Below are 18,719 nucleotides of genomic sequence, written 5' to 3' on the forward strand. Positions count from 1 at the left end.
TCCTGCAAGTTGGGGAGAACATGTGAATAAGTATCCAGGGTGATATTTATTGATGAATGGCCTAATCTTTCCTGAAGTCGAATATGATGGACAGCCCCTGCCGTTCCCTGTTCTTCTGGAGAAACGTATCAAGGAAGATAAGACATGGCGCGAAATCGCTAATGAAAACGGTATGACTAGTGGTCACTGTCGAGCAGATGGAAGGTGTGGCGCAAGCTGACAGCAATCAGAATGAAGAATGGTGGAGGAGGAGCAGCATAAGCTGCCTTTCTCTTGCGGGGGCAGATCGGTTAGATGGTAATTACTATAAAAATAAAAAAGACACCACAAGGTGTCTTAGTACAGATACTTTTCGCTCGAATTTCACGAGCTCGTCAGTGAACTGAGTTCATAAGCAAGACTGGCTACGGCTAACAGATGAAGAGATAAAGTAATATCAATGTTAAAATGTGCGGTAATATTAATTTTCATAGATAACCACGCTCCTAAAGTATAAATACACATAAAGAAAACTTTATAAAGCGCTTGGCCTGCCATCATCAGTGCCAGGTAGCCATCCTGTACAGACGCCTTAGCGTTTCGACAATAACATTATACTTAATATTTTGTGTTTTGCCAAAAAAAGGACCCCCAATTCTTGGTCGGGGTGGCGGTTCTGTGTGGTTTCTCAGCGCTTTGGAATCATGATGGTCATTGAGGCTCCACGCACGCGGCTGCAGAATGATCAAATGGAAGTTACGTTTCGGTGTTCATATCTGCTGCATGCTCTGAAATTGATTATCCAAATAACGGGCAGCAAGTTCAGAAGGTTAACGGATTTTTTATTGATACAGGTTGAATTTAATGTTTGATACTGTTGTTATGCTAACGGGAAAGGATAGTTTAATAAAGGAGTTACTTAAGACTGGAATAATGAGCAATGTGACAATTATGTCATTCTGAATTGAATATTGTTAGGTTAATCGATGGGGAAGTTTACTTGTCTCCCTTATACTGGAAATTAAATGATTTTATTTCCGAAAGGGGACAATGCACTGATGACTGATGTAATTAAAGCAATAATACTTGGCATAATAGAGGGCTTAACTGAATTTTTACCAGTATCATCTACTGGACATCTTATTCTAGCAGGCGATTTGCTTAGCTTTGAGGGAGATGCTGCAATAACTTTTAAAATTGTTATTCAGTTGGGTGCAGTGATGGCAGTTTTAATTCTTTATTGGAAAAGGTATTTGGAGATTGGGGTTAATATGATTAGAATGGATTTTTCCAAAAGCAAAGGATTAAATGTCATTCATATGATTTTGGCTATGTTACCAGCATTAACCCTATATCTTCTCTTCAAGGACACAATAAAAAGCCAATTATTTGGCCCAACCCCTGTTTTGATAGGTCTAGTTGTTGGTGGCGTGTTGATGATCATTGCAGCGCGGAATAGGCGGACTGAAACCGCTGATACTATCGATGGGATTAATTATAAACAGGCTTTCGGAATTGGTCTGTTTCAATGCTTGGCGTTATGGCCGGGATTTTCGAGATCAGGTTCGACGATTTCAGGTGGCCTGTTGCTTGGCACTAGCCAAAAAGCCGCTGCAGATTTTACATTCCTTATTTCTGTGCCTGTTATGTTTGGTGCAAGCTTGTTGGATTTGTACGATAGTCGTGATTTGCTGAGTTCTGACGATTTGCTTCTAATGTTAATTGGCTTTGCGACATCCTTTCTTGTGGCAATGATTGCAGTAGTGACGTTCATCAAACTGATTAAGAGACTTCGATTGGAGTGGTTTGCTCTATACCGGTTTGTTTTAGCAGCTCTCTTCTATTTAATTGTCATACAGTAATTGGATTAGTCAATATGAACATCATGGGAAAGAAGCTTTTAAAAAGGCTATACATCATATCCTGCACAGATTTAACTAGAGGTTAAAACAAGGGGAAATCACCAAACAAGACAAAGCTCAAGTAGTCTATGAACTAAGGAATGAATTTTCGGTGTAAGCACTTCTACAGCTAGCCATTATCCCTCGTTTGTTTCTTCTACCATTAATATCACAAAGTGATTATACAAGTGTTTGGGAATATGAAAATCCCCACCAGTTTAAGGTGGGGATTTTGCTTACCAAGTATTATAGTTCGACTGATACTTAACATGTTTGTTCTCATAGCTCTCATTTGGGTAATCACGTCTGACAGACTGCAAGTAGCCTGAAATTGCAAATGCTGCAATAAGCCCTCCTATAATTCCTGTGATTAAGCTGAATGTTGAAAATCCGAATGTGGCAACTACTCCAATGGAAGACAATGCTACAAGCAATAGACTGAATATTTTCATCTTTATACACACCTTCATTTTGTATATATAGTAATTTGGAAATTAAGATTGATACGTTACCTTGTTTGATCGGTTTCGATAAAAATAATAAAAATTCAGCAAATCTTTAGACGGGCTTCATACTTATTTAAGCTAAGAGGATTATAGTAATTACATAACCCCCTTATAATATAGATCTAGACCCTGCCGGAAGTTGGTGGGGTCACTTTTTTGCACAGAGTAATTTTATAAATATGGTTGCCCAATATAGAAGAGAAACAAGAAATATAAAATGTAGAGAATGGGTAGCTTTATTTTTAATTTCTTGCAGGAATTTTTGAATTTTTCTGAGGTCTTGGACAGATTCTTCATCACATATCCATAAATGAGGAATTGTCCAATAACAAAGAAAATGAGCTTAAGGGGAAAGTTGCCCATTTTTATCTCAGTGAAAATAATAGTGAATGTGACACTCACAAAGGTTAGTGATACAACTTTTAAAAACTGTTCATAACGATCTTGTGGTTCTTTGATAGGATCCTGCTGCCCCCATTTTCTCTCATCAATTTCTGTCATGGTAAACCTCCAATCTACTGAATGTTATTAGTATTTCACCAGATTGAGATGCTTTTTGAACAGGGAGAATTAATTGGGAAACCATTATGAGTATAGTTGTCTGTTGCATCTTGTTGAAGGCTTACTTGTTGTGGAGATAGTACACTTGAATTTGATTGATTTGCTGATGCGAAAGGAGCAATTGCGGTAGTCAATAAAGCGATTGATAAAACTACGATTAGTTTTTTCATACTTTGATAATCCTCACATATGAAGTGTTTACTTACATGGATAATAGTAAATTTAATGGTTAATGATGTATATGAGCTATAAGATCGATTTGAAAAATGAGATGTTTTGTAAGTTTTTATAAATAAACGTCGAATATTATAATAAGAGAGTTTTATTGGTGTAGATGACCTAGGACTAATTAATTGTGATGAATTTTAAAAATACGAAACCCGCCGATGCATGTCTCGCGGGTTTGTGCTGATCCTGTATCTTCAAGTAGATCCTTCGTGTTATTAGGTACATTGCCAACAACTGTAGGGACTTTATAAGCTCCTATAGTTGTTACATGGTAAGGTTTCAGTAATTCCAACAAAGAGTAAATTCCCAAATGCTTGGGATTATGCCCACTGGCTTCGGTAGGTGAGCTTTTTTTGTTTACAGAATGTTCCAGAATTATTATATTCAGATTATGTAAATGTTTCGTCCGGAAGAGATTATTCATAGTATATGTTCGGAAGGGTATTTCTGCTTCAGGAATTCCCGTAACAGAGATGTTGAGAGTATATAATGTTCCATATTATATACTCTGATTTCTCCTTAAATCTACACAAAGAAGCGCCATCCCTTTTGGAGACGCCGCTTCTTTATAGTAGATTCTATTCTTTTTGCTCAATTCTTGATTTTGGTGATCTTTTTGGCGGTAACTTGTGCAGGGAATGAATCATCACTTACTTCAAAAAACACTTTAATCTCATCGCCTTTTTTATATTTAGAAGGTGCAACTTTATTTACCCAAATGGCTTGAGAGTACTCATTAGATTCGAGAATTTCCTTGTATTCCTTGTTCAAGTCTTCTTCTTTTAATTCAGAAATTACTAAAATTCTTTTATTTTCTACATCTATTGTGTGTACAATTCCTTTCAAAACTTCATCATTCTTACTACAGGCGGTGACTAATAACAAAAAAACAAAAATAAGAGTCCATTTAATAGTAGTACGTGGTTTTTGAATCATGGACCTTCCCCTCCAGTGGTTACGACATTAGTTTAAAATCGGTTGCACAGGCATAGCAGTTAGTACATTACCAATATAAGAATAAACAGCAGCCTTTCCATTATGACGACCTTTATTGATTCTGGGGAGTTACAGGTGAATGTCTGTAGTATTGATATTTTCATAAGAACTTTTGTTTGTATATAATAAAAATAAATGTTCTTATTTTAGAGGCGATCAATGATGGAAATGAGTATCGACCAAACGGTTGGGATTATTTAATTTATCAGGTCAAGGTGAGCAAGATTACACAACGCGAGATCGAGATCCGTGCATCCGTGACAAACGTCCAACATAAACGAAGGGGATAAATATCATGCGGTGTATAACAATACGGCAGCCTTGGGCGACCTTAATTGCTCTTGGTGAAAAAGAGTTTGAAACTCGTTCATGGAGAACAGCCTACCGCGGCGAGTTAGGCATTCATGCCGGGATGCGGATCGACAAAAAGATTTGTGAACAGGAACCGTACAAATCAGTATTGGCGAAACATGGCTATACAGCGAATAATTTGCCGACAGGAGCTATTATTGCTACAGGTCAGCTCGCGGGATGTTATGTGGTTACTCCAGAGGTGGATTTAAGGGAATGGATCAATGGGAACGAATATGATTTTGGCGACTATAGCGAAGGACGGTTTGCCTGGAAGCTTGAAGGGGTTCATCCATTAAGTCATCCAATTCCAGCTAAAGGTCGGCTAAGCTTGTGGGAGCACTCCAATCACTTCTGAACGGCGAACAATATTTTTAATGTAATTTTTATGTGCCTATCAGCTTTTTTTCAGGTTCGAGGTATATATTAGAGACACCAAACACCCCCCAGTGTTTTGTGGTATATCTCTCTCAGGTCTTGCCAACTCCCATGGTAAGGCCTATTTTTTTGTTCACTAATTGATTGGGGGGAGAGAGCGCAGCGGCTTCTATACAGCTTTACTTAATCTGGTACTGTTCTTCGTAACTCTTAAAAGATGAAATATCCAGCCCTAGGTATCTGCGCATATGGATGGCAGCCTGAGCCGCAACAATGTCATTCAACAGCAGCATTCGTTCATGATAGCCACGACATATATACTTGGCTTCAATTCCCGTATTAAGTCTGTTTTGCTCATACACCTTGATTCCCCGTCTTCTCATTTCTGCACGGACATCCCTTAGATCTGTTGTAGCTACTGCAGCAGCTGTTCCAAGAACCTCCAGATAAGGGGCGGGTGTTCGTAAGTGTGTAGATAAAATGGCGGAGTCCCGTTCGAAAGCTGATAAAATCATCGGAAGCAATAAATAAGATTTCACCAGCATGTTGTCCCTGCTTTCTGCTCTATGCATGAATCTCATCACCTCTAATAGGAACGTATATTCGTATTCTACCCCGATATTCCAAAAATAATCAATGGTATTTCTAAACAGCTTATCCAATGTGATTAAATTCACAACTAAATAACGAAGAATAAATTATATTAAAAATTGTAATAATAAAAATTAATGTATCGGACACACATAAAGGAGAATTATGATGGAAAAAGAGGGCAGCCTCCAGCGTGGATTGTTTTTTGGTTTAATTCTGAGTGTTCCCTTATGGATATCCATATTGGGCTATATACAGTTACTTTAAAATTTAATGAAAAACCTTATGCGAAGCGCCTTTAGGCGCTTTTTTTGTGTGGTACTAATGCGGGGAATTATCGAAAGGAATTGATTGACAATTGTGGGTGTCGGGAGCTAAACTGTTATTAATTCAAAAGTATTAAAAGTCATAGACTGTTATTGGATAGAATGCTTCAGCTACCAGTTCTGGACTTGCAGTGTAATACATATATATAGTCATGATAATAGCAAACCGTCTGAAAGGGCGGGACGCAAAGTCCAGGAGTCTAAAGTGTCTTAAAGGCACAATGACCGTCCGACTGCCATGAGAAGGGAATTTCACTTCTTTTTGGCGGTCTTTTTTGTTGTTAGGTCCTTTAGAGTTTCTGGTAATTATTCTGATTAATATAAATCATAGTTTTAGGAGGTGTGCCATTTGAAAAGAAGAATAAAACCGTTACTCTCGCTTGTATTAGCTGGGATTTTGACGGTAGGTAGTGGGCTTTCCTCATTGGGAGCTGGAGTTGCTGGAGCTAGTAGTTCTTCTACATTGGGAATTGCAGCGGTCTACAACGTGTTTATTCTAGGGGATATAACAACAGTTTCGGATACGGAAGGAAGGTTTGCTGCTGGAGGTAACGTTAACTTAACCAACTATAGTGTTGGAGATAGGTTGACCGCTGCAGAGGTTTCCCTGACTGACACACTTGTTGTTGGAGGGAATCTTACTTTCAACGGAGGTACTGTTTATGGGAATATCGTGCACGGGGGAGATTTTTCAGGGAATGTAACGCTCCTCAAGGGTGGTACAAAAAGACAGGGGAGTACGATTGACTTTTCAGCCGTAGGTCAGTCTTTGAAGGACAAATCAGCAGAACTTGCAGCATTGCCGGCGAATGGAACAACAGTGTACCAATATGGCAGCCTTACCCTGACAGGTACAGATCCTGCGGTCAATGTTTTTAATGTTTCAGGAGATAACGTCTCTAATACCTACGGAATTACAATAAATGTTCCTTCAGGATCTACTGCAATTATTAATATTGATGGTTCTAACGTAAAAATGAAAAACTTCGGATTTCTACCTAATAACGTGTTGAACAGCAAGAAAATTTTGCTTAACTTTAGCCAAGCTGCGTATCTTGATATGGCAGGCATAGGTGTAATGGGAAGCATACTTGCCCCCTATGCTCATGTTGATTTTATTAATGGTCAGATTAACGGTACTTTAGTGGCGGCTTCACTCAAAGGTACTGGTGGTGGTGAATTTCACCACTATCCATACGATGGTGATGAACCCGGACCAACGCCGACACCAACGCCGACAGTGACGCCGACACCAACAGTGACACCAACGCCGACAGTGACGCCAACGCCGACAGTGACACCGACGCCAACACCAACAGTGACACCAACGCCGACAGTGACGCCAACACCGACACCAACGCCGACAGTGACGCCAACACCGACACCAACGCCGACAGTGACACCAACACCAACGCCAACACCGACACCAACACCGACGCCAACGCCGACGCCGACAGTGACACCGACGCCAACGCCAACAGTGACACCAACACCGACACCAACGCCGACAGTGACGCCAACACCGACACCAACGCCGACAGTGACACCAACACCAACGCCGACGCCGACAGTGACACCAACGCCGACGCCGACAGTGACACCAACGCCGACGCCGACAGTGACACCAACGCCGACGCCGACAGTGACACCAACGCCGACGCCGACAGTGACACCAACGCCGACAGTGACGCCAACACCGACACCAACGCCGACAGTGACGCCAACACCGACACCAACACCGACACCAACGCCGACACCAACGCCAACGCCGACGCCGACACCAACGCCGACAGTGACGCCGACACCAACAGTGACACCAACGCCGACGCCGACAGTGACACCAACGCCGACACCGACGCCAACACCATGTCCGACGCCGACAGTGACACCAACGCCGACGCCGACACCAACGCCGACAGTGACGCCAACACCGACACCAACGCCGACAGTGACGCCAACACCGACACCAACGCCGACAGTGACGCCAACACCGACACCGACACCAACACCAACACCGACGCCAACGCCGACGTCAACGCCGACAGTGACACCGACGCCAACAGTGACACCAACGCCGACAGTGACGCCAACACCGACACCAACGCCGACAGTGACGCCAACACCGACACCAACACCGACACCAACGCCGACAGTGACACCGACACCAACGCCGACGCCGACAGTGACACCAACGCCGACAGTGACGCCAACACCGACACCAACGCCAACGCCGACGCCGACGCCGACACCAACGCCGACGCCGACAGTGACACCAACGCCGACAGTGACGCCAACACCGACACCAACGCCGACAGTGACGCCAACACCGACGCCAACGCCGACGCCAACGCCGACGGTAACACCTGAGGCAACGCCGACGCCAACGCCATCGCCGACGGTAACGCCGACGCCGACACCAACGCCAACGCCGACAGTGACGCCGACACCAACGCCGACGCCTGAAGCAACACCGACACCGACGGTAACGCCAGAGGTAACACCAACACCGACGGTAACGCCAGAGGTAACACCAACACCGACGGTAACACCAGAGGTAACACCAACACCAACGGTAACACCAGAGGCAACACCGACACCGACGGTAACACCAGAGGCAACACCGACACCGACGGTAACGCCTGAAGCAACACCAACACCGACGGTAACGCCTGAGGCAACACCAACACCGACGGTAACGCCTGAGGCAACACCAACACCGACGGTAACACCAGAGGCAACACCGACACCGACGGTAACGCCTGAAGCAACACCAACACCGACGGTAACGCCAGAGGTAACACCAACGTCGACACCAGAGACTTCTGTGTTCCCGACACCAACGCCATCATCCGTAATTGGCACTATAGTTCTTGCAGAAGATCCCGTGCCGCTTGGGCCTGTAGCTTCGCCGACACCAGCGCCAGTACCAACACCGTCGAATAGCACAGAAGTACTTGTTGATGATGATGAGATCCCATTAGGTCCGGTACCGGCAGTGACACCAACGCCAACACCAACACCTGATGAAATCATCGTAGTGGACGATACGATCCCATTAGGAAAGCCACCAGTGAAGGAATTGCCAAAAACGGGTGAATCAAGTCCTGCACCTTACTATGTAGCAGGTTTAGGTTTTGCACTTATCGGATTATTAATGAGAACCAAGTTCTCCAAAAAGAATAAATAATAAAGGTTAGATCAACATAGAGTCGCTTTCGGGAGTGTTCCGATGGCGGCTCTATTTGTATGTCATGATTGCGATAGTTTGGTGCATTCTAAGTAGATGGTATACTCTTGTTGGAAAAGAAATGAAGAGGGGATGGCGAAGGCGAATTGATATGGTTTATTATTAGCGCTGTAATCATCATAGGGATTCTAATCTATGTGGGATTTTTCTTCTATGGTATTGCTATTAAACGAGCGCCAAAGGTATTTCTAAGTAATAATCCTAATCTGAAGGCTGATCCTCCGGTTGCCGGAGCTTCTTGGGGGGAGGGGAAGGATTGGGTCTCTCGCCAGAGCTTCGAGAATATTGAGATCGTATCTGCAGATGGACTTAAACTAAGAGGTTACTTACTCCAATCTAATCGTGCTGCGGGACGCACAGCCATTCTAGCCCACGGTTATTCAGGTAAAGCAAAGGATATGGGGGCGTACGCCAAAATCTACTACGAGAACTTAGGCTTTAACATCCTAATTCCCGATGCAAGAGGGCATGGAGATAGCGCAGGGGATTACATTGGTTTTGGTTGGCCGGAACGAAAAGATTATTTGCAATGGATTGAATACATGATTAAAAAGACTGGGCCTAGTGCTCAAATTGTGCTTCACGGTGTCTCTATGGGTGGTGCTACAGTGCTAATGACCTCAGGGGAAGATCTTCCGCCGCAGGTAAAAGCTATTGTTGCGGACTGCGCTTATACCTCAGTAAAAGCACAATTATCTTACCAACTACGACGAATGTATCGCTTGCCAAGTTTCCCTTTCGTTCAAAGTGCAAGTCTAATCACCCGCTTGAAGGCGGGGTATGGCTTTGGTGAAGCCTCTGCATTAAAACAAGTGCGGAAAGCGAAGGCTCCGATTCTTTTTATTCATGGGGATGCGGATAACTTTGTACCTTTTGCTATGATGAATGAATTGTATGAGGCATGCCAGAGTCCAAAAGAGAGGCTCATAGTACCGCAAGCGGGGCATGGATTGTCTTATGATACGGATAAGGAGGGTATATAGATGTAGTAACAGCTTTTGTAAGTCGATATGTAAAATAAGTCCTGAACGTAGACAGCGCCCGATATCCGCTAGGTAGCGATTATCGGGCGCCTATATTTTTCCACACATGACGTAGTCCTTGAATAAGGATCGTACCGTCATGCTTTCTCGTTATATTCATCCCCCGCCGTTCGTGAGTAACGGGTGTCTTAATTCCTTGTTATTTCCAGCAGCCGTGTGGCGAGAATAATCCTTCCAATACGACAAAAGCCCTACCTCTCTTTTGCCCTTGCGGCTCCATTGACCGCGCCAGTGTGAATCGGAATGCTATATTTCGAATTTAATCTCATAAAAAGGAAGAGTACTGCAAGAAAACATAAAGCCTCTTTGTCCAAAATGCCGATGTGTATAATAGTCGGCCTGACATCTTCTTGGTGGGGATATTCAATATATCGAAAAACAAATACCATATAAATATAACACACTATTGTTTAAAAGGCAAATATAATAATGAATTCCAAGATAAGGTTTATTTGATTCTAGAGAGGAACAAACCTCGATAAGGGGCGCTTAGATTTTGAAAGTAACTTAAATTGGGTTAATTGTGAATTATTCCGGAAAAGCTAGTAAACCAGAGGAGATGGGCGATCTCGGTGCAAATGGGCTAAAATGTAAGTTGGATATTTTTGCAAACGCTACAAACTTCAACTGAAAATGCCAGAGACGAATGGGTTGTGTCTGCTGGGGTTATTTTGCGTGCCTATTTTGTGAACAGCTCTCTAAAACTGACAATAAACTCCAACATTGATTGAAGGATTGAGGGTAGACCGTTATAATTAATAAGTCTGGATTTTAATTAAAAAATAAGGGAGATTTTTATGAAACGCGCAGATGTGTGGCTGATTTCCATCGTATTGATTGCTGCGCTCGCTTTTCTCGTACCGAGATGGTTTTCGGACAATGATGACAAAGGTGGGGCCGGTAAAAATCTCATAGCCAATGTAACGGTGGACGGTGAGTTATTTAAAACGGTAAAGCTTACAAAAGAAGAACAAACCATTGAGGTCCGCACGGAACGCGGCTATAACATTTTGAAGGTGCATGATTACGGGATTGAAATGTACGATGCCGATTGCGCTGATAAAGTTTGCCTAGGTTTTGGTTTTATTACCCTGCCCAAACAGACGATTGTCTGTCTACCGCATAGAGTATTAGTCGAAATCACCAGTGCGTCGGGGGAGGATGATATAGATGCCTATGTCCAGTAGTGAATCTGCAACAGCTTTAAAAAGAACAGTGATTATTGCGATTTTCGCCGCAGTGGCAGTAGTGTTAAGTTTAATAGAGGCACAGATTCCGTTATCCGGAATGGGACTGGTGCCGGGTGCTAAGCTCGGACTGGCCAACATTATGATTTTGACTTGTATTTACTTTTTACGTGGACGGGATGCTTTGCTGCTTGTCATCCTCAAAACACTGCTTACTGCATTTCTGCTAGGTACCTTCTCAAGCTTGCTGTTTAGTTTATTTGGTTCACTTTTTAGCTTTGTTGTTATGTTTGTGCTGATGCTGATTAGTGGCAAAGGTAAGAGTATAAGCTTGATCGGAATTAGTATAGCCGGTGGGATTGCGCATAATATCGGTCAGCTGCTGGCAGCTTCTATGGTATTTGCATCACTTAGTATTTTTTATTATCTTCCCATGCTGCTGATCACTGGGGTAGTAACAGGAATTGCCGTGGGCTATGCAGTCCGTTATTTGGTGGCGTCATTGTCAAAAATATCGCTGTTTGAAGAATTTTTGGACTGATTAGTCACATCAGCGGAAGGATGACTAACATGAATGAATCATACGAAGGTCAAGACTTAGAGGGAGAGGGACAAGCAGTCATCTCTCTGGATGGGGTATCGTTTGGCTATGATCCCGAGCATCCGATTCTTCACAATATAACGTTATCTATCTCTCAAGGACAATGGGTCAGCTTGGTTGGTCCTAATGGCTGCGGGAAGTCTACGTTGGTCAAGCTGCTCAATGCTCTGCTGCCTAAGGGGGCTGGTGAGATTGTGGTTAGTGGCATGCTGCTTAGTGAGGAAACGATCGGAAGCATTCGGCAATGTATCGGAATGGTGTTCCAAAATCCGGATAATCAGTTTATTGGAGCCACTGTAGAGGAAGATATCCTATTCGGCCTGGAAGGGCTTTGTTTGCCGTACGAAGAGATGGCTGAACGTTTGCACTCCTATACGACGAGACTAGGAATAAATCATCTGTTGTCCAAGCATCCGGGTGAGCTGTCGGGAGGTCAAAAGCAGCGTGTTGCTATCGCTTCCATTCTTGCTATGGAACCAGGCATCGTCATTTTTGACGAGGCCTCTTCTATGTTGGATGAAGGAAGCAGAAATGACCTTCTCGGTATTCTGCAGGATATGCGGGCAGAAGGGAAGTACACGATCCTCATGATTACGCATGATGCAGATGAGATTTTGGCATCGGATCGGGTGCTTGCGCTGCATGGAGGTGGTTTGGCTGCAGATGTTACACCGGCGGAGTTGTTCCGGAACGAGGAGCTTCTGGAAAAATGCCATCTGCGTGAACCTTATCCTTGGCGCCTTGCACGCGAGCTGCAGAACCAGGGTATTCATGTGGATGTTCCGACCAGTGAAAAGGAGCTTATAGACACGTTATGGCCATAGAATTACAGCAAGTAAGTTACACCTACGCTGACCGAAGCCTCTGGAAGCTGACGGCGCTCCGGGACATTAACCTCAGTGTACCCATTGGCTCGATGGTTGGTATTGCGGGGGCGACGGGCTCAGGTAAATCGACGCTGCTGCAATTGTTTAACGGGATACTGAAACCAACCGAGGGTACGGTAAAAGTGCTTGATGTAACTATTCAGGCTGGTGAGAAGTCACCTAAGCTAATGCCACTGCGCCGCCGAGTCGGATTGGTATTTCAATTTCCGGAGCAACAGATGTTCGAAGATACGGTCGAGAAGGATCTCATTTTCGGTCCCCTTAATTTCGGCATGAGTCTCGAAGAGGCAAAGTCACGTGCACGTCAGGCCATGTCAGATATGGGGCTGGATCTCGCACTGCTAGAGCGGAATCCTTTCCAATTGAGCGGTGGACAAATGCGTAAGGCGGCTATCGCTTCCGTGCTAGCTATGGACCCTGAGGTCATCGTTCTGGATGAGCCCACGGCAACGCTTGATCCCATTAGCCGTGCAGAGCTAATCAGCTTGCTGGAGAGATTATGTCGTGAGCAGGGCAGAACGATCATTATCGTCACGCATCGGATGGATGAGCTATTGCCCTATGCGGACAGCTGGGTTGTACTTAAAGAGGGCAGCACGGCGTTTCAGGGCAGTGTAAAGGTGCTTGCAGATGATCCTTCAATTCTGGAACAGTGTGGTTTGACGGTTCCACAGTCCCTTCGTTACTGGCGTGCAGTTGCTGATCATTTAGGTCTTGTGGATGAAGCCCCCCGCTTGACGGCTGAGAGTCTGGCAGAGCTTATAGCTTCGCTGCCAGCGGAATCAATAAGCACTGGTAAGCCCGATGGAAAGAGGGATGACCATGAATGAGAAACTGATCTTAGGTAGGAGTATTGAGACCGGTTCGTGGGTGCACAAACTGGATGCTCGTGCCAAAATCACTGGCATGCTATTATACGTAGCTGTTATCCTGCTCTCACGTTCGTGGATGGCCATGGCTGTGCTGGCTATTTTTTCGATAGCCGTTATGGCTTCAACGAAGATTCCGCTTAAATACTTCCTGAAAGCAGCTAAGCCTTTACGTTATTTAATGTTGTTTATCTTTATTGTGCAGGTGGTGTCTGTAAAGACAGGGGAGGTAGTGCTGACTCTTGGTTCCTGGTCTATCTATGAGGGAGGGCTAAGATTAGGGGCATTTTCGGTCATCCGCATGTTCTTTCTTATCACCTTTACAGCGCTTCTGACCTTCACAACAACGCCGGGGAAGCTGAATCAAGGGCTGGAGGGGATCTTGACACCCTTCAAAAAGCTTGGCTTATCCCCTGACCGTATCACGCTGATGATCAGCATTTCACTTCGTTTCATTCCTACGATTCTAGATGAATCGCAGATCATAATGAAAGCGCAGGCCTCAAGGGGAGCCGATCTGAAAGAGCTGCCTTTGAAGGAAAAGGGACGGATGTTAGTCTCCCTGCTGGTCCCGATTATCGCCAGTGCCTTTAGGCGTGCTCAGGATCTGGTGTATTCCATGGAAGCCCGCGGTTTTCGCATGGATGCTCCCCGCAGTCGGTATCACCGCCTAAGGTGGGGCAAATTCGATACTGTTTTTATTGGGATGTTTGTGGTCATGGGAATTGCAGTAGCTTTGTTATAATACTCATTCCCTATTAGTAGTATCAACTTGGGAGGGAACTTGAATGGCACGTTATTTTAACGGTAGAGAAGTCGAATTACTCGCACCCGCAGGAACGTTTGAGATTTTCAAGGAAGTGATCCAATCACGGTGTGATGCAGTTTATTTTGGTGGACCTGTATTGAATATGAGAATGATGCGTAAAGGTTATAATCTTACTCATGAAGAGATCGTAGAGGCACTTGATATCGCACACCGTCTAGACAAAAAAGTGTATATCACTGTGAATAATCTTTTTAGTGAGGAAGATGTGGAGGAAGCTAGAGAATACTTGCGTTTCCTTGATGGTGCTCGGCCAGATGCCTTGATTGTTCAGGATATGGCAGTGTTGGAGCTTATTCGGGAGATGGAGCTTAACCTTCCTATTCACTCTTCTGTAATGATGAATGTTCACAACCTGGAGATGATCTATGCGCTGCGTGATCTGGGTGTAACTCGTGTAGTTACCTCGCGGGAAATGGACCTGCAGACAGCTAAGCTGCTTGGTCAGCGGAGTGGTATGGAGCTGGAATATTTTATTCACGGGGATATGTGCTCTGTGCATGGTGCAAATTGTTACTTCAGTTCCCATGTTTTTGGCATGAGCAGCAACCGGGGAAAATGTATGAAGCCTTGCCGCTGGGATTATCGGGTTAAAAAAGACGGATATGTATATCCTGCTGAATATCCACTGGCTGTCAAAGATATGTTTATGTATGAGCATCTTCCGGAATTGATTGAATCAGGCATTACTTCCTTCAAAATAGAAGGCCGTATGCGTGATAAGGATTTTATGGTGATGCTGGCGAATAGCTACGGCGAAGCCATTGACCGATATATCGATGATCCGATTGGCTTTGATCGTACGGTTGATACTAAAGAGCTGTACAACAACCGCAAGCGCGACTTTTCGACAGCTTATGCTTTTGGTAAACCAGGGTTAGCTAACATTAACCGTCGTTATGAAGGTACGGGCAAATTCTATAGCACTGGAAAAGTATTTAGCACACCAACCGCAGAACGTGAGCTATCTGAAAAACGTGTAGAGGAATTGCGGGAACGTTTGGCACAAGAAAAGAAACCAAAGACAACAAAAGCTAAGTTGGCTGTACGTGTGAATAATATGGAACAGGCGCGCGTAGTATTGGAGCTGGGTGTGGATAGTTTATACTTGCCGGGGGATGTATTTGAACCGGACAGACCTTTTACAAAACGTGATATTAAGGAACTTGGTGAGCTAAAAGGCGATAGCAAAATCTATTTAGGGTTGCCACGCATGATGACCGAGCTGCATTTTGATCAATATGATCAATTGCTTGGTGGAGAACGCTTGCCGATCGACGGTCTAATCGTTACTAATTTGGGAGCGATTCGCAGATACAGTTCTACAGGTTATCCGTTAATTGGAGATGGTAGTTTAAATGTCTACAATCATCTTTCAGCCCAATTATATGCAAAATTAGGTTTAACTCAGCTTTCGGTTTCACCGGAAATGACGCTGGAGCACTTTGCTACCTTTGCCTCGCGTTGTGACACGCCTTTGGAAGTTGTTGTACATGGTACACCTGCACTAATGTATATGGAACATGATCTTTATGAGAATACTGAAGTAATGGAGCCTATTGCTGAAGAGGATAATCAATATGTGCACAATAATGTATTGGTTCTAAAAACAGACAAAGGTGAAAATCCGGTATATCGTGATCAGCACGGCCGTTGCCATCTTTTGTTCGCGAAGGAGCTCTGCTATTTGCCGTTGCTTGGTGAGATGATTGATCTAGGCATATCTAGTTTCCGTATTGAAGGAGCGACATATAGCGCTAAGCAGTTGCGTGAAATTATAATTTCTTATCAACAAGCTATGAATCGTACTGAAGTGAAAGATGATATGCTAGGTGGTCTTGAGCCCATTTATGCGGGTTATACTCTAGGTTCGCTGCAATTTAACTAATTCTATTTTTTGGGGCAAAATACCGTCTGCTAGTAAGAAGAATGCACAGTACTCTATGAATAAGTTACTATTTTCACAAGAAGAGAGGGAATCAATCATGGAACAACAAGAATTCATCGGAAGAGAAGCCGTAGCGGCAAAACGTAAGCAATATTTCTATCCGTGTACACAGCATTTTTACCGCGATGCGCCTCAGCTTGTGCGAGGTTCGATGCAGTTTGTGTATGATGAACATGGCAAACAATATACAGATTTCTTCGCAGGTGTATCTGTAGTTGCCTGTGGGCACTGCAATCCAGCCATAACTGAACGTACGATTGAGCAACTGCAGCAGCTGCAGCATACGTCTACGATCTATTTAACTCAGCCAAATGTGGATTTGGCTGAACGTCTGGAAGAGGTTATGCCAGGCGGTCTACGCCGAACCTTTTTCGTGAACAGCGGCTCAGAGGCAAATGAAGGCGCACTGCTGCTTGCCCGGATGTATACAGGACGCAAAGGGTTCATTGCACTGGAAAGTGGTTTACACGGCCGTACCAATCTAACTATGAGTGTGACAGGTCTGCCGATGTGGCGTACCGATAAATACTTGGATCATGACGTTGAGTTTATTCCTCGCCCATATCATCCAGAACTATCTCTGGAGGAAGCCGCTGCACTATCCCTGGAATCTCTGGAGCGAGTGCTTGAGGAGAAGGGGAATACTATCGCCGCAATGATCGTAGAGCCAATCCAAGGCAATGGTGGTATGATTATGCCAACGCCAACCTATTTCAGTGAGGTCAAAATGTTGCTGGAGAGATACGGCGTACTTCTGATCGCTGATGAAATTCAAACTGGATTTGGTCGTACAGGCAAAATATTTGCTATGGAGCATTTTGACGTAGTGCCCGATATTATAAGTATGGCCAAGGCACTGGGGAATGGAATTCCGGTGGCAGCCTTTGCGACAACGGATGAGATTGCCCTCGCGCTGAACCGTCCGTCGGCTTCCACCTTTGGAGGAAATCCGGTATCTGCTGCAACGGCGCTGGCTGTGCTTGATTATATTCGCGATGAACGGCTTCCTGAACGCTCAGTGCTGCTCGGAGAACGATTGAAAGCAGGGCTAAAGACCCTTCAAGACCGTTATCCTTCGCTTATTGTGGATGTACGGGGAATTGGGCTTATGTTGGGAGCGGAGCTTGCTGGTGAGGATGCAGAAGGCTCTGCGGCGCTTACAGATCAAGTACTGGAAGCGATGAAAGACAGAGGATACCTGATCGGCAAAAATGGCATAGGACGCAACGTACTAGCCTTTCAACCGCCGATGATTATTACGGAAGAGGATATCGACGGGCTGCTTTACAACCTGAATGAAGTCCTTGCGGAGCTTAATGACTAATATAATGAATTTCAAGTAGCGAAGAAAGAGGAAAACGAATGGCTATTCTAAACATTTTTAAAACTGCAGGCCTAAAGCTTAAAATGTTCAGTGAACTGGTGATGTTCTCTCATACGCTTTTTTCGCTGCCGTTTGCCATTATCTCGATGGTGTGGGCTGCTGGGGGCTGGCCATCAGGGCATGTGATGATCTGGGGTCTGATTGCATTGATCGGTGCCCGTAATGGCGCTAATGCATTCAATCGGCTGGCAGACCGTACGTTTGATGAACAGAATCCTCGTACGGCACATCGGCATTTGCCACAACGGTTATTGGCAGAAAAAGAAGTGGTTGTCTTTGTTATTGTCAATTATGCCATCTTTATTGTGGCTTCAGGCATGCTGAACTTGCTCTGCCTGCTCTTATCGCCGGTAGCAATCGTGTTAATATCGACTTATTCTTATACAAAACGTTTTACCTTTCTAAGCCATTTATATTTAGGCTTTGTTATTGCTTCCGCACCGATTGGTGCATGGTTTGCCGTAACCGGAAATATCGCATTTACCCCGTTTGTGATCGGGACGGTAGTTATGCTCTGGATTGCCGGATTTGATATTATCTACGGCACTCAGGACATTGAATTTGACCGGCGGCATGGGTTATGGTCTATTCCGAGCTTCTTTGGATTAGAGAATGCGCTGCGTATCGCCAAAGGTCTACACTTCATTATGATTATGCTGCTATTATTTCTATACGTATGGCAGGATCTCGGATGGATGTATTTAGTTGGGATTGGTATCGCTACATTGCTCCTGATGACCGAGCATAAGATTATAAAACCTTCGAATCGTAAGCTGATGAAGGTGGCTTCTTATAATCTAAATCAGGTAATCAGCATAGTGATATTATTGTGTACGCTGATTGATTTTTTCTATGTTAGTTAGGGAGCTGGCTTTGGGGAGCCGGCTGGCTGAGCATTGGCGCATTGCCC

The 18,719-nt window shown here is 44.4% G+C and carries 17 protein-coding genes and 1 riboswitch; of the genes, 13 read left to right on the plus strand and 4 right to left on the minus strand.

All coding sequences use genetic code 11. The annotated features are described in order from the left end of the window. The first annotated feature begins 52 nt into the window (after positions 1-52). Complete coding sequence (locus tag NST25_RS02395; RefSeq protein ID WP_179088741.1) at positions 53-220, plus strand: hypothetical protein; 168 nt, start codon at positions 53-55, stop codon at positions 218-220. 817 nt (positions 221-1,037) lie between these two features. Next, positions 1,038-1,841 (plus strand): undecaprenyl-diphosphate phosphatase, encoded by an 804-nt coding sequence (locus NST25_RS02400; RefSeq protein WP_076220559.1) that lies wholly within the window; start codon positions 1,038-1,040, stop codon positions 1,839-1,841. Between the two features lie 275 nt (positions 1,842-2,116). Here the strand turns inward: NST25_RS02400 and NST25_RS02405 are convergent, their stop codons facing one another. The 3 genes from NST25_RS02405 to NST25_RS02415 form a co-directional block, all read right to left on the minus strand. After that, the gene (locus NST25_RS02405) at positions 2,117-2,332 is read right to left on the minus strand and encodes a hypothetical protein (protein WP_076124528.1); all 216 of its coding nucleotides are present in this window, start codon (positions 2,330-2,332) and stop codon (positions 2,117-2,119) included. A 225-nt stretch (positions 2,333-2,557) separates the two neighbouring features. Next, positions 2,558-2,887, minus strand: coding sequence for a hypothetical protein (locus NST25_RS02410; protein ID WP_076124526.1), 330 nt, complete (start codon positions 2,885-2,887; stop codon positions 2,558-2,560). A gap of 879 nt (positions 2,888-3,766) precedes the next feature. Continuing rightward, positions 3,767-4,111: a DUF3221 domain-containing protein gene (locus NST25_RS02415; protein ID WP_076124523.1), complete on the minus strand. Its 345-nt coding sequence runs from the start codon at positions 4,109-4,111 to the stop codon at positions 3,767-3,769. A 355-nt stretch (positions 4,112-4,466) separates the two neighbouring features. Here NST25_RS02415 and NST25_RS02420 point away from each other — a divergent pair, with 355 nt between their 5' ends. Then, positions 4,467-4,880, plus strand: coding sequence for an ASCH domain-containing protein (locus NST25_RS02420; RefSeq protein ID WP_076179467.1), 414 nt, complete (start codon positions 4,467-4,469; stop codon positions 4,878-4,880). Between the two features lie 199 nt (positions 4,881-5,079). On the opposite strand, the gene NST25_RS02425 is transcribed toward NST25_RS02420, so the two are convergent. Continuing rightward, on the minus strand, positions 5,080-5,472 hold the full coding sequence (locus NST25_RS02425) for a hypothetical protein (protein ID WP_051491249.1): 393 nt from the start codon (positions 5,470-5,472) through the stop codon (positions 5,080-5,082). Between the two features lie 495 nt (positions 5,473-5,967). After that, positions 5,968-6,058: riboswitch (cyclic di-GMP riboswitch) on the plus strand. 108 nt (positions 6,059-6,166) lie between these two features. Between NST25_RS02425 and NST25_RS02430 the strand changes: the two genes are divergently transcribed. The 10 genes from NST25_RS02430 (at position 6,167) to NST25_RS02475 (ending at position 18,672) form a co-directional block, all read left to right on the plus strand. Further along, on the plus strand, positions 6,167-9,004 hold the full coding sequence (locus NST25_RS02430; RefSeq protein ID WP_340393261.1) for a choice-of-anchor A family protein: 2,838 nt from the start codon (positions 6,167-6,169) through the stop codon (positions 9,002-9,004). 146 nt (positions 9,005-9,150) lie between these two features. Beyond that, the gene (locus NST25_RS02435; RefSeq protein ID WP_340393262.1) at positions 9,151-10,047 is read left to right on the plus strand and encodes an alpha/beta hydrolase; all 897 of its coding nucleotides are present in this window, start codon (positions 9,151-9,153) and stop codon (positions 10,045-10,047) included. Between the two features lie 857 nt (positions 10,048-10,904). Continuing rightward, entirely contained in the window at positions 10,905-11,294 is a 390-nt protein-coding gene (locus tag NST25_RS02440) for a NusG domain II-containing protein (protein WP_036681022.1), read from the plus strand. Further along, entirely contained in the window at positions 11,278-11,835 is a 558-nt protein-coding gene (locus tag NST25_RS02445) for a Gx transporter family protein (RefSeq protein WP_076124520.1), read from the plus strand. The genes NST25_RS02440 and NST25_RS02445 overlap by 17 nt, the downstream gene beginning before the upstream one ends. A 29-nt stretch (positions 11,836-11,864) precedes the next feature. Then, positions 11,865-12,719, plus strand: a complete 855-nt coding sequence (locus NST25_RS02450) for an ATP-binding cassette domain-containing protein (RefSeq protein ID WP_076185195.1) — start codon at positions 11,865-11,867, stop codon at positions 12,717-12,719. Then, complete coding sequence (locus NST25_RS02455; RefSeq protein WP_076302342.1) at positions 12,710-13,612, plus strand: ATP-binding cassette domain-containing protein; 903 nt, start codon at positions 12,710-12,712, stop codon at positions 13,610-13,612. The genes NST25_RS02450 and NST25_RS02455 overlap by 10 nt, the downstream gene beginning before the upstream one ends. Continuing rightward, entirely contained in the window at positions 13,605-14,396 is a 792-nt protein-coding gene (locus NST25_RS02460) for an energy-coupling factor transporter transmembrane component T (protein ID WP_076304342.1), read from the plus strand. The genes NST25_RS02455 and NST25_RS02460 overlap by 8 nt, the downstream gene beginning before the upstream one ends. A gap of 43 nt (positions 14,397-14,439) precedes the next feature. After that, a complete protein-coding gene (locus NST25_RS02465) occupies positions 14,440-16,365 on the plus strand; it encodes a U32 family peptidase (protein ID WP_076304343.1) in 1,926 nt (641 codons plus the stop codon). Between the two features lie 97 nt (positions 16,366-16,462). Then, on the plus strand, positions 16,463-17,749 hold the full coding sequence (locus tag NST25_RS02470; protein ID WP_076307930.1) for an aspartate aminotransferase family protein: 1,287 nt from the start codon (positions 16,463-16,465) through the stop codon (positions 17,747-17,749). A 38-nt stretch (positions 17,750-17,787) separates the two neighbouring features. Then, a complete protein-coding gene (locus tag NST25_RS02475; RefSeq protein ID WP_036681005.1) occupies positions 17,788-18,672 on the plus strand; it encodes a UbiA-like polyprenyltransferase in 885 nt (294 codons plus the stop codon). The last annotated feature ends 47 nt before the right edge of the window (positions 18,673-18,719 follow it).

It is taken from the genome of Paenibacillus sp. FSL E2-0190, assembly GCF_037992965.1.
Taxonomy (GTDB): domain Bacteria; phylum Bacillota; class Bacilli; order Paenibacillales; family Paenibacillaceae; genus Paenibacillus_AQ; species Paenibacillus_AQ odorifer.

Bases quoted from the DNA above. Each gene is read 5' to 3' on its own strand.
- NST25_RS02395 (WP_179088741.1), top strand. From the start codon at position 53: ATGAATGGCCTAATCTTTCCTGAAGTCGAATATGATGGACAGCCCCTG.
- NST25_RS02400 (WP_076220559.1), top strand. From the start codon at position 1,038: ATGACTGATGTAATTAAAGCAATAATACTTGGCATAATAGAGGGCTTA.
- NST25_RS02405 (WP_076124528.1), bottom strand. From the start codon at position 2,332: ATGAAAATATTCAGTCTATTGCTTGTAGCATTGTCTTCCATTGGAGTA.
- NST25_RS02410 (WP_076124526.1), bottom strand. From the start codon at position 2,887: ATGACAGAAATTGATGAGAGAAAATGGGGGCAGCAGGATCCTATCAAA.
- NST25_RS02415 (WP_076124523.1), bottom strand. From the start codon at position 4,111: ATGATTCAAAAACCACGTACTACTATTAAATGGACTCTTATTTTTGTT.
- NST25_RS02420 (WP_076179467.1), top strand. From the start codon at position 4,467: ATGCGGTGTATAACAATACGGCAGCCTTGGGCGACCTTAATTGCTCTT.
- NST25_RS02425 (WP_051491249.1), bottom strand. From the start codon at position 5,472: ATGCATAGAGCAGAAAGCAGGGACAACATGCTGGTGAAATCTTATTTA.
- NST25_RS02440 (WP_036681022.1), top strand. From the start codon at position 10,905: ATGAAACGCGCAGATGTGTGGCTGATTTCCATCGTATTGATTGCTGCG.
- NST25_RS02445 (WP_076124520.1), top strand. From the start codon at position 11,278: ATGCCTATGTCCAGTAGTGAATCTGCAACAGCTTTAAAAAGAACAGTG.
- NST25_RS02450 (WP_076185195.1), top strand. From the start codon at position 11,865: ATGAATGAATCATACGAAGGTCAAGACTTAGAGGGAGAGGGACAAGCA.
- NST25_RS02455 (WP_076302342.1), top strand. From the start codon at position 12,710: ATGGCCATAGAATTACAGCAAGTAAGTTACACCTACGCTGACCGAAGC.
- NST25_RS02460 (WP_076304342.1), top strand. From the start codon at position 13,605: ATGAATGAGAAACTGATCTTAGGTAGGAGTATTGAGACCGGTTCGTGG.
- NST25_RS02465 (WP_076304343.1), top strand. From the start codon at position 14,440: ATGGCACGTTATTTTAACGGTAGAGAAGTCGAATTACTCGCACCCGCA.
- NST25_RS02470 (WP_076307930.1), top strand. From the start codon at position 16,463: ATGGAACAACAAGAATTCATCGGAAGAGAAGCCGTAGCGGCAAAACGT.
- NST25_RS02475 (WP_036681005.1), top strand. From the start codon at position 17,788: ATGGCTATTCTAAACATTTTTAAAACTGCAGGCCTAAAGCTTAAAATG.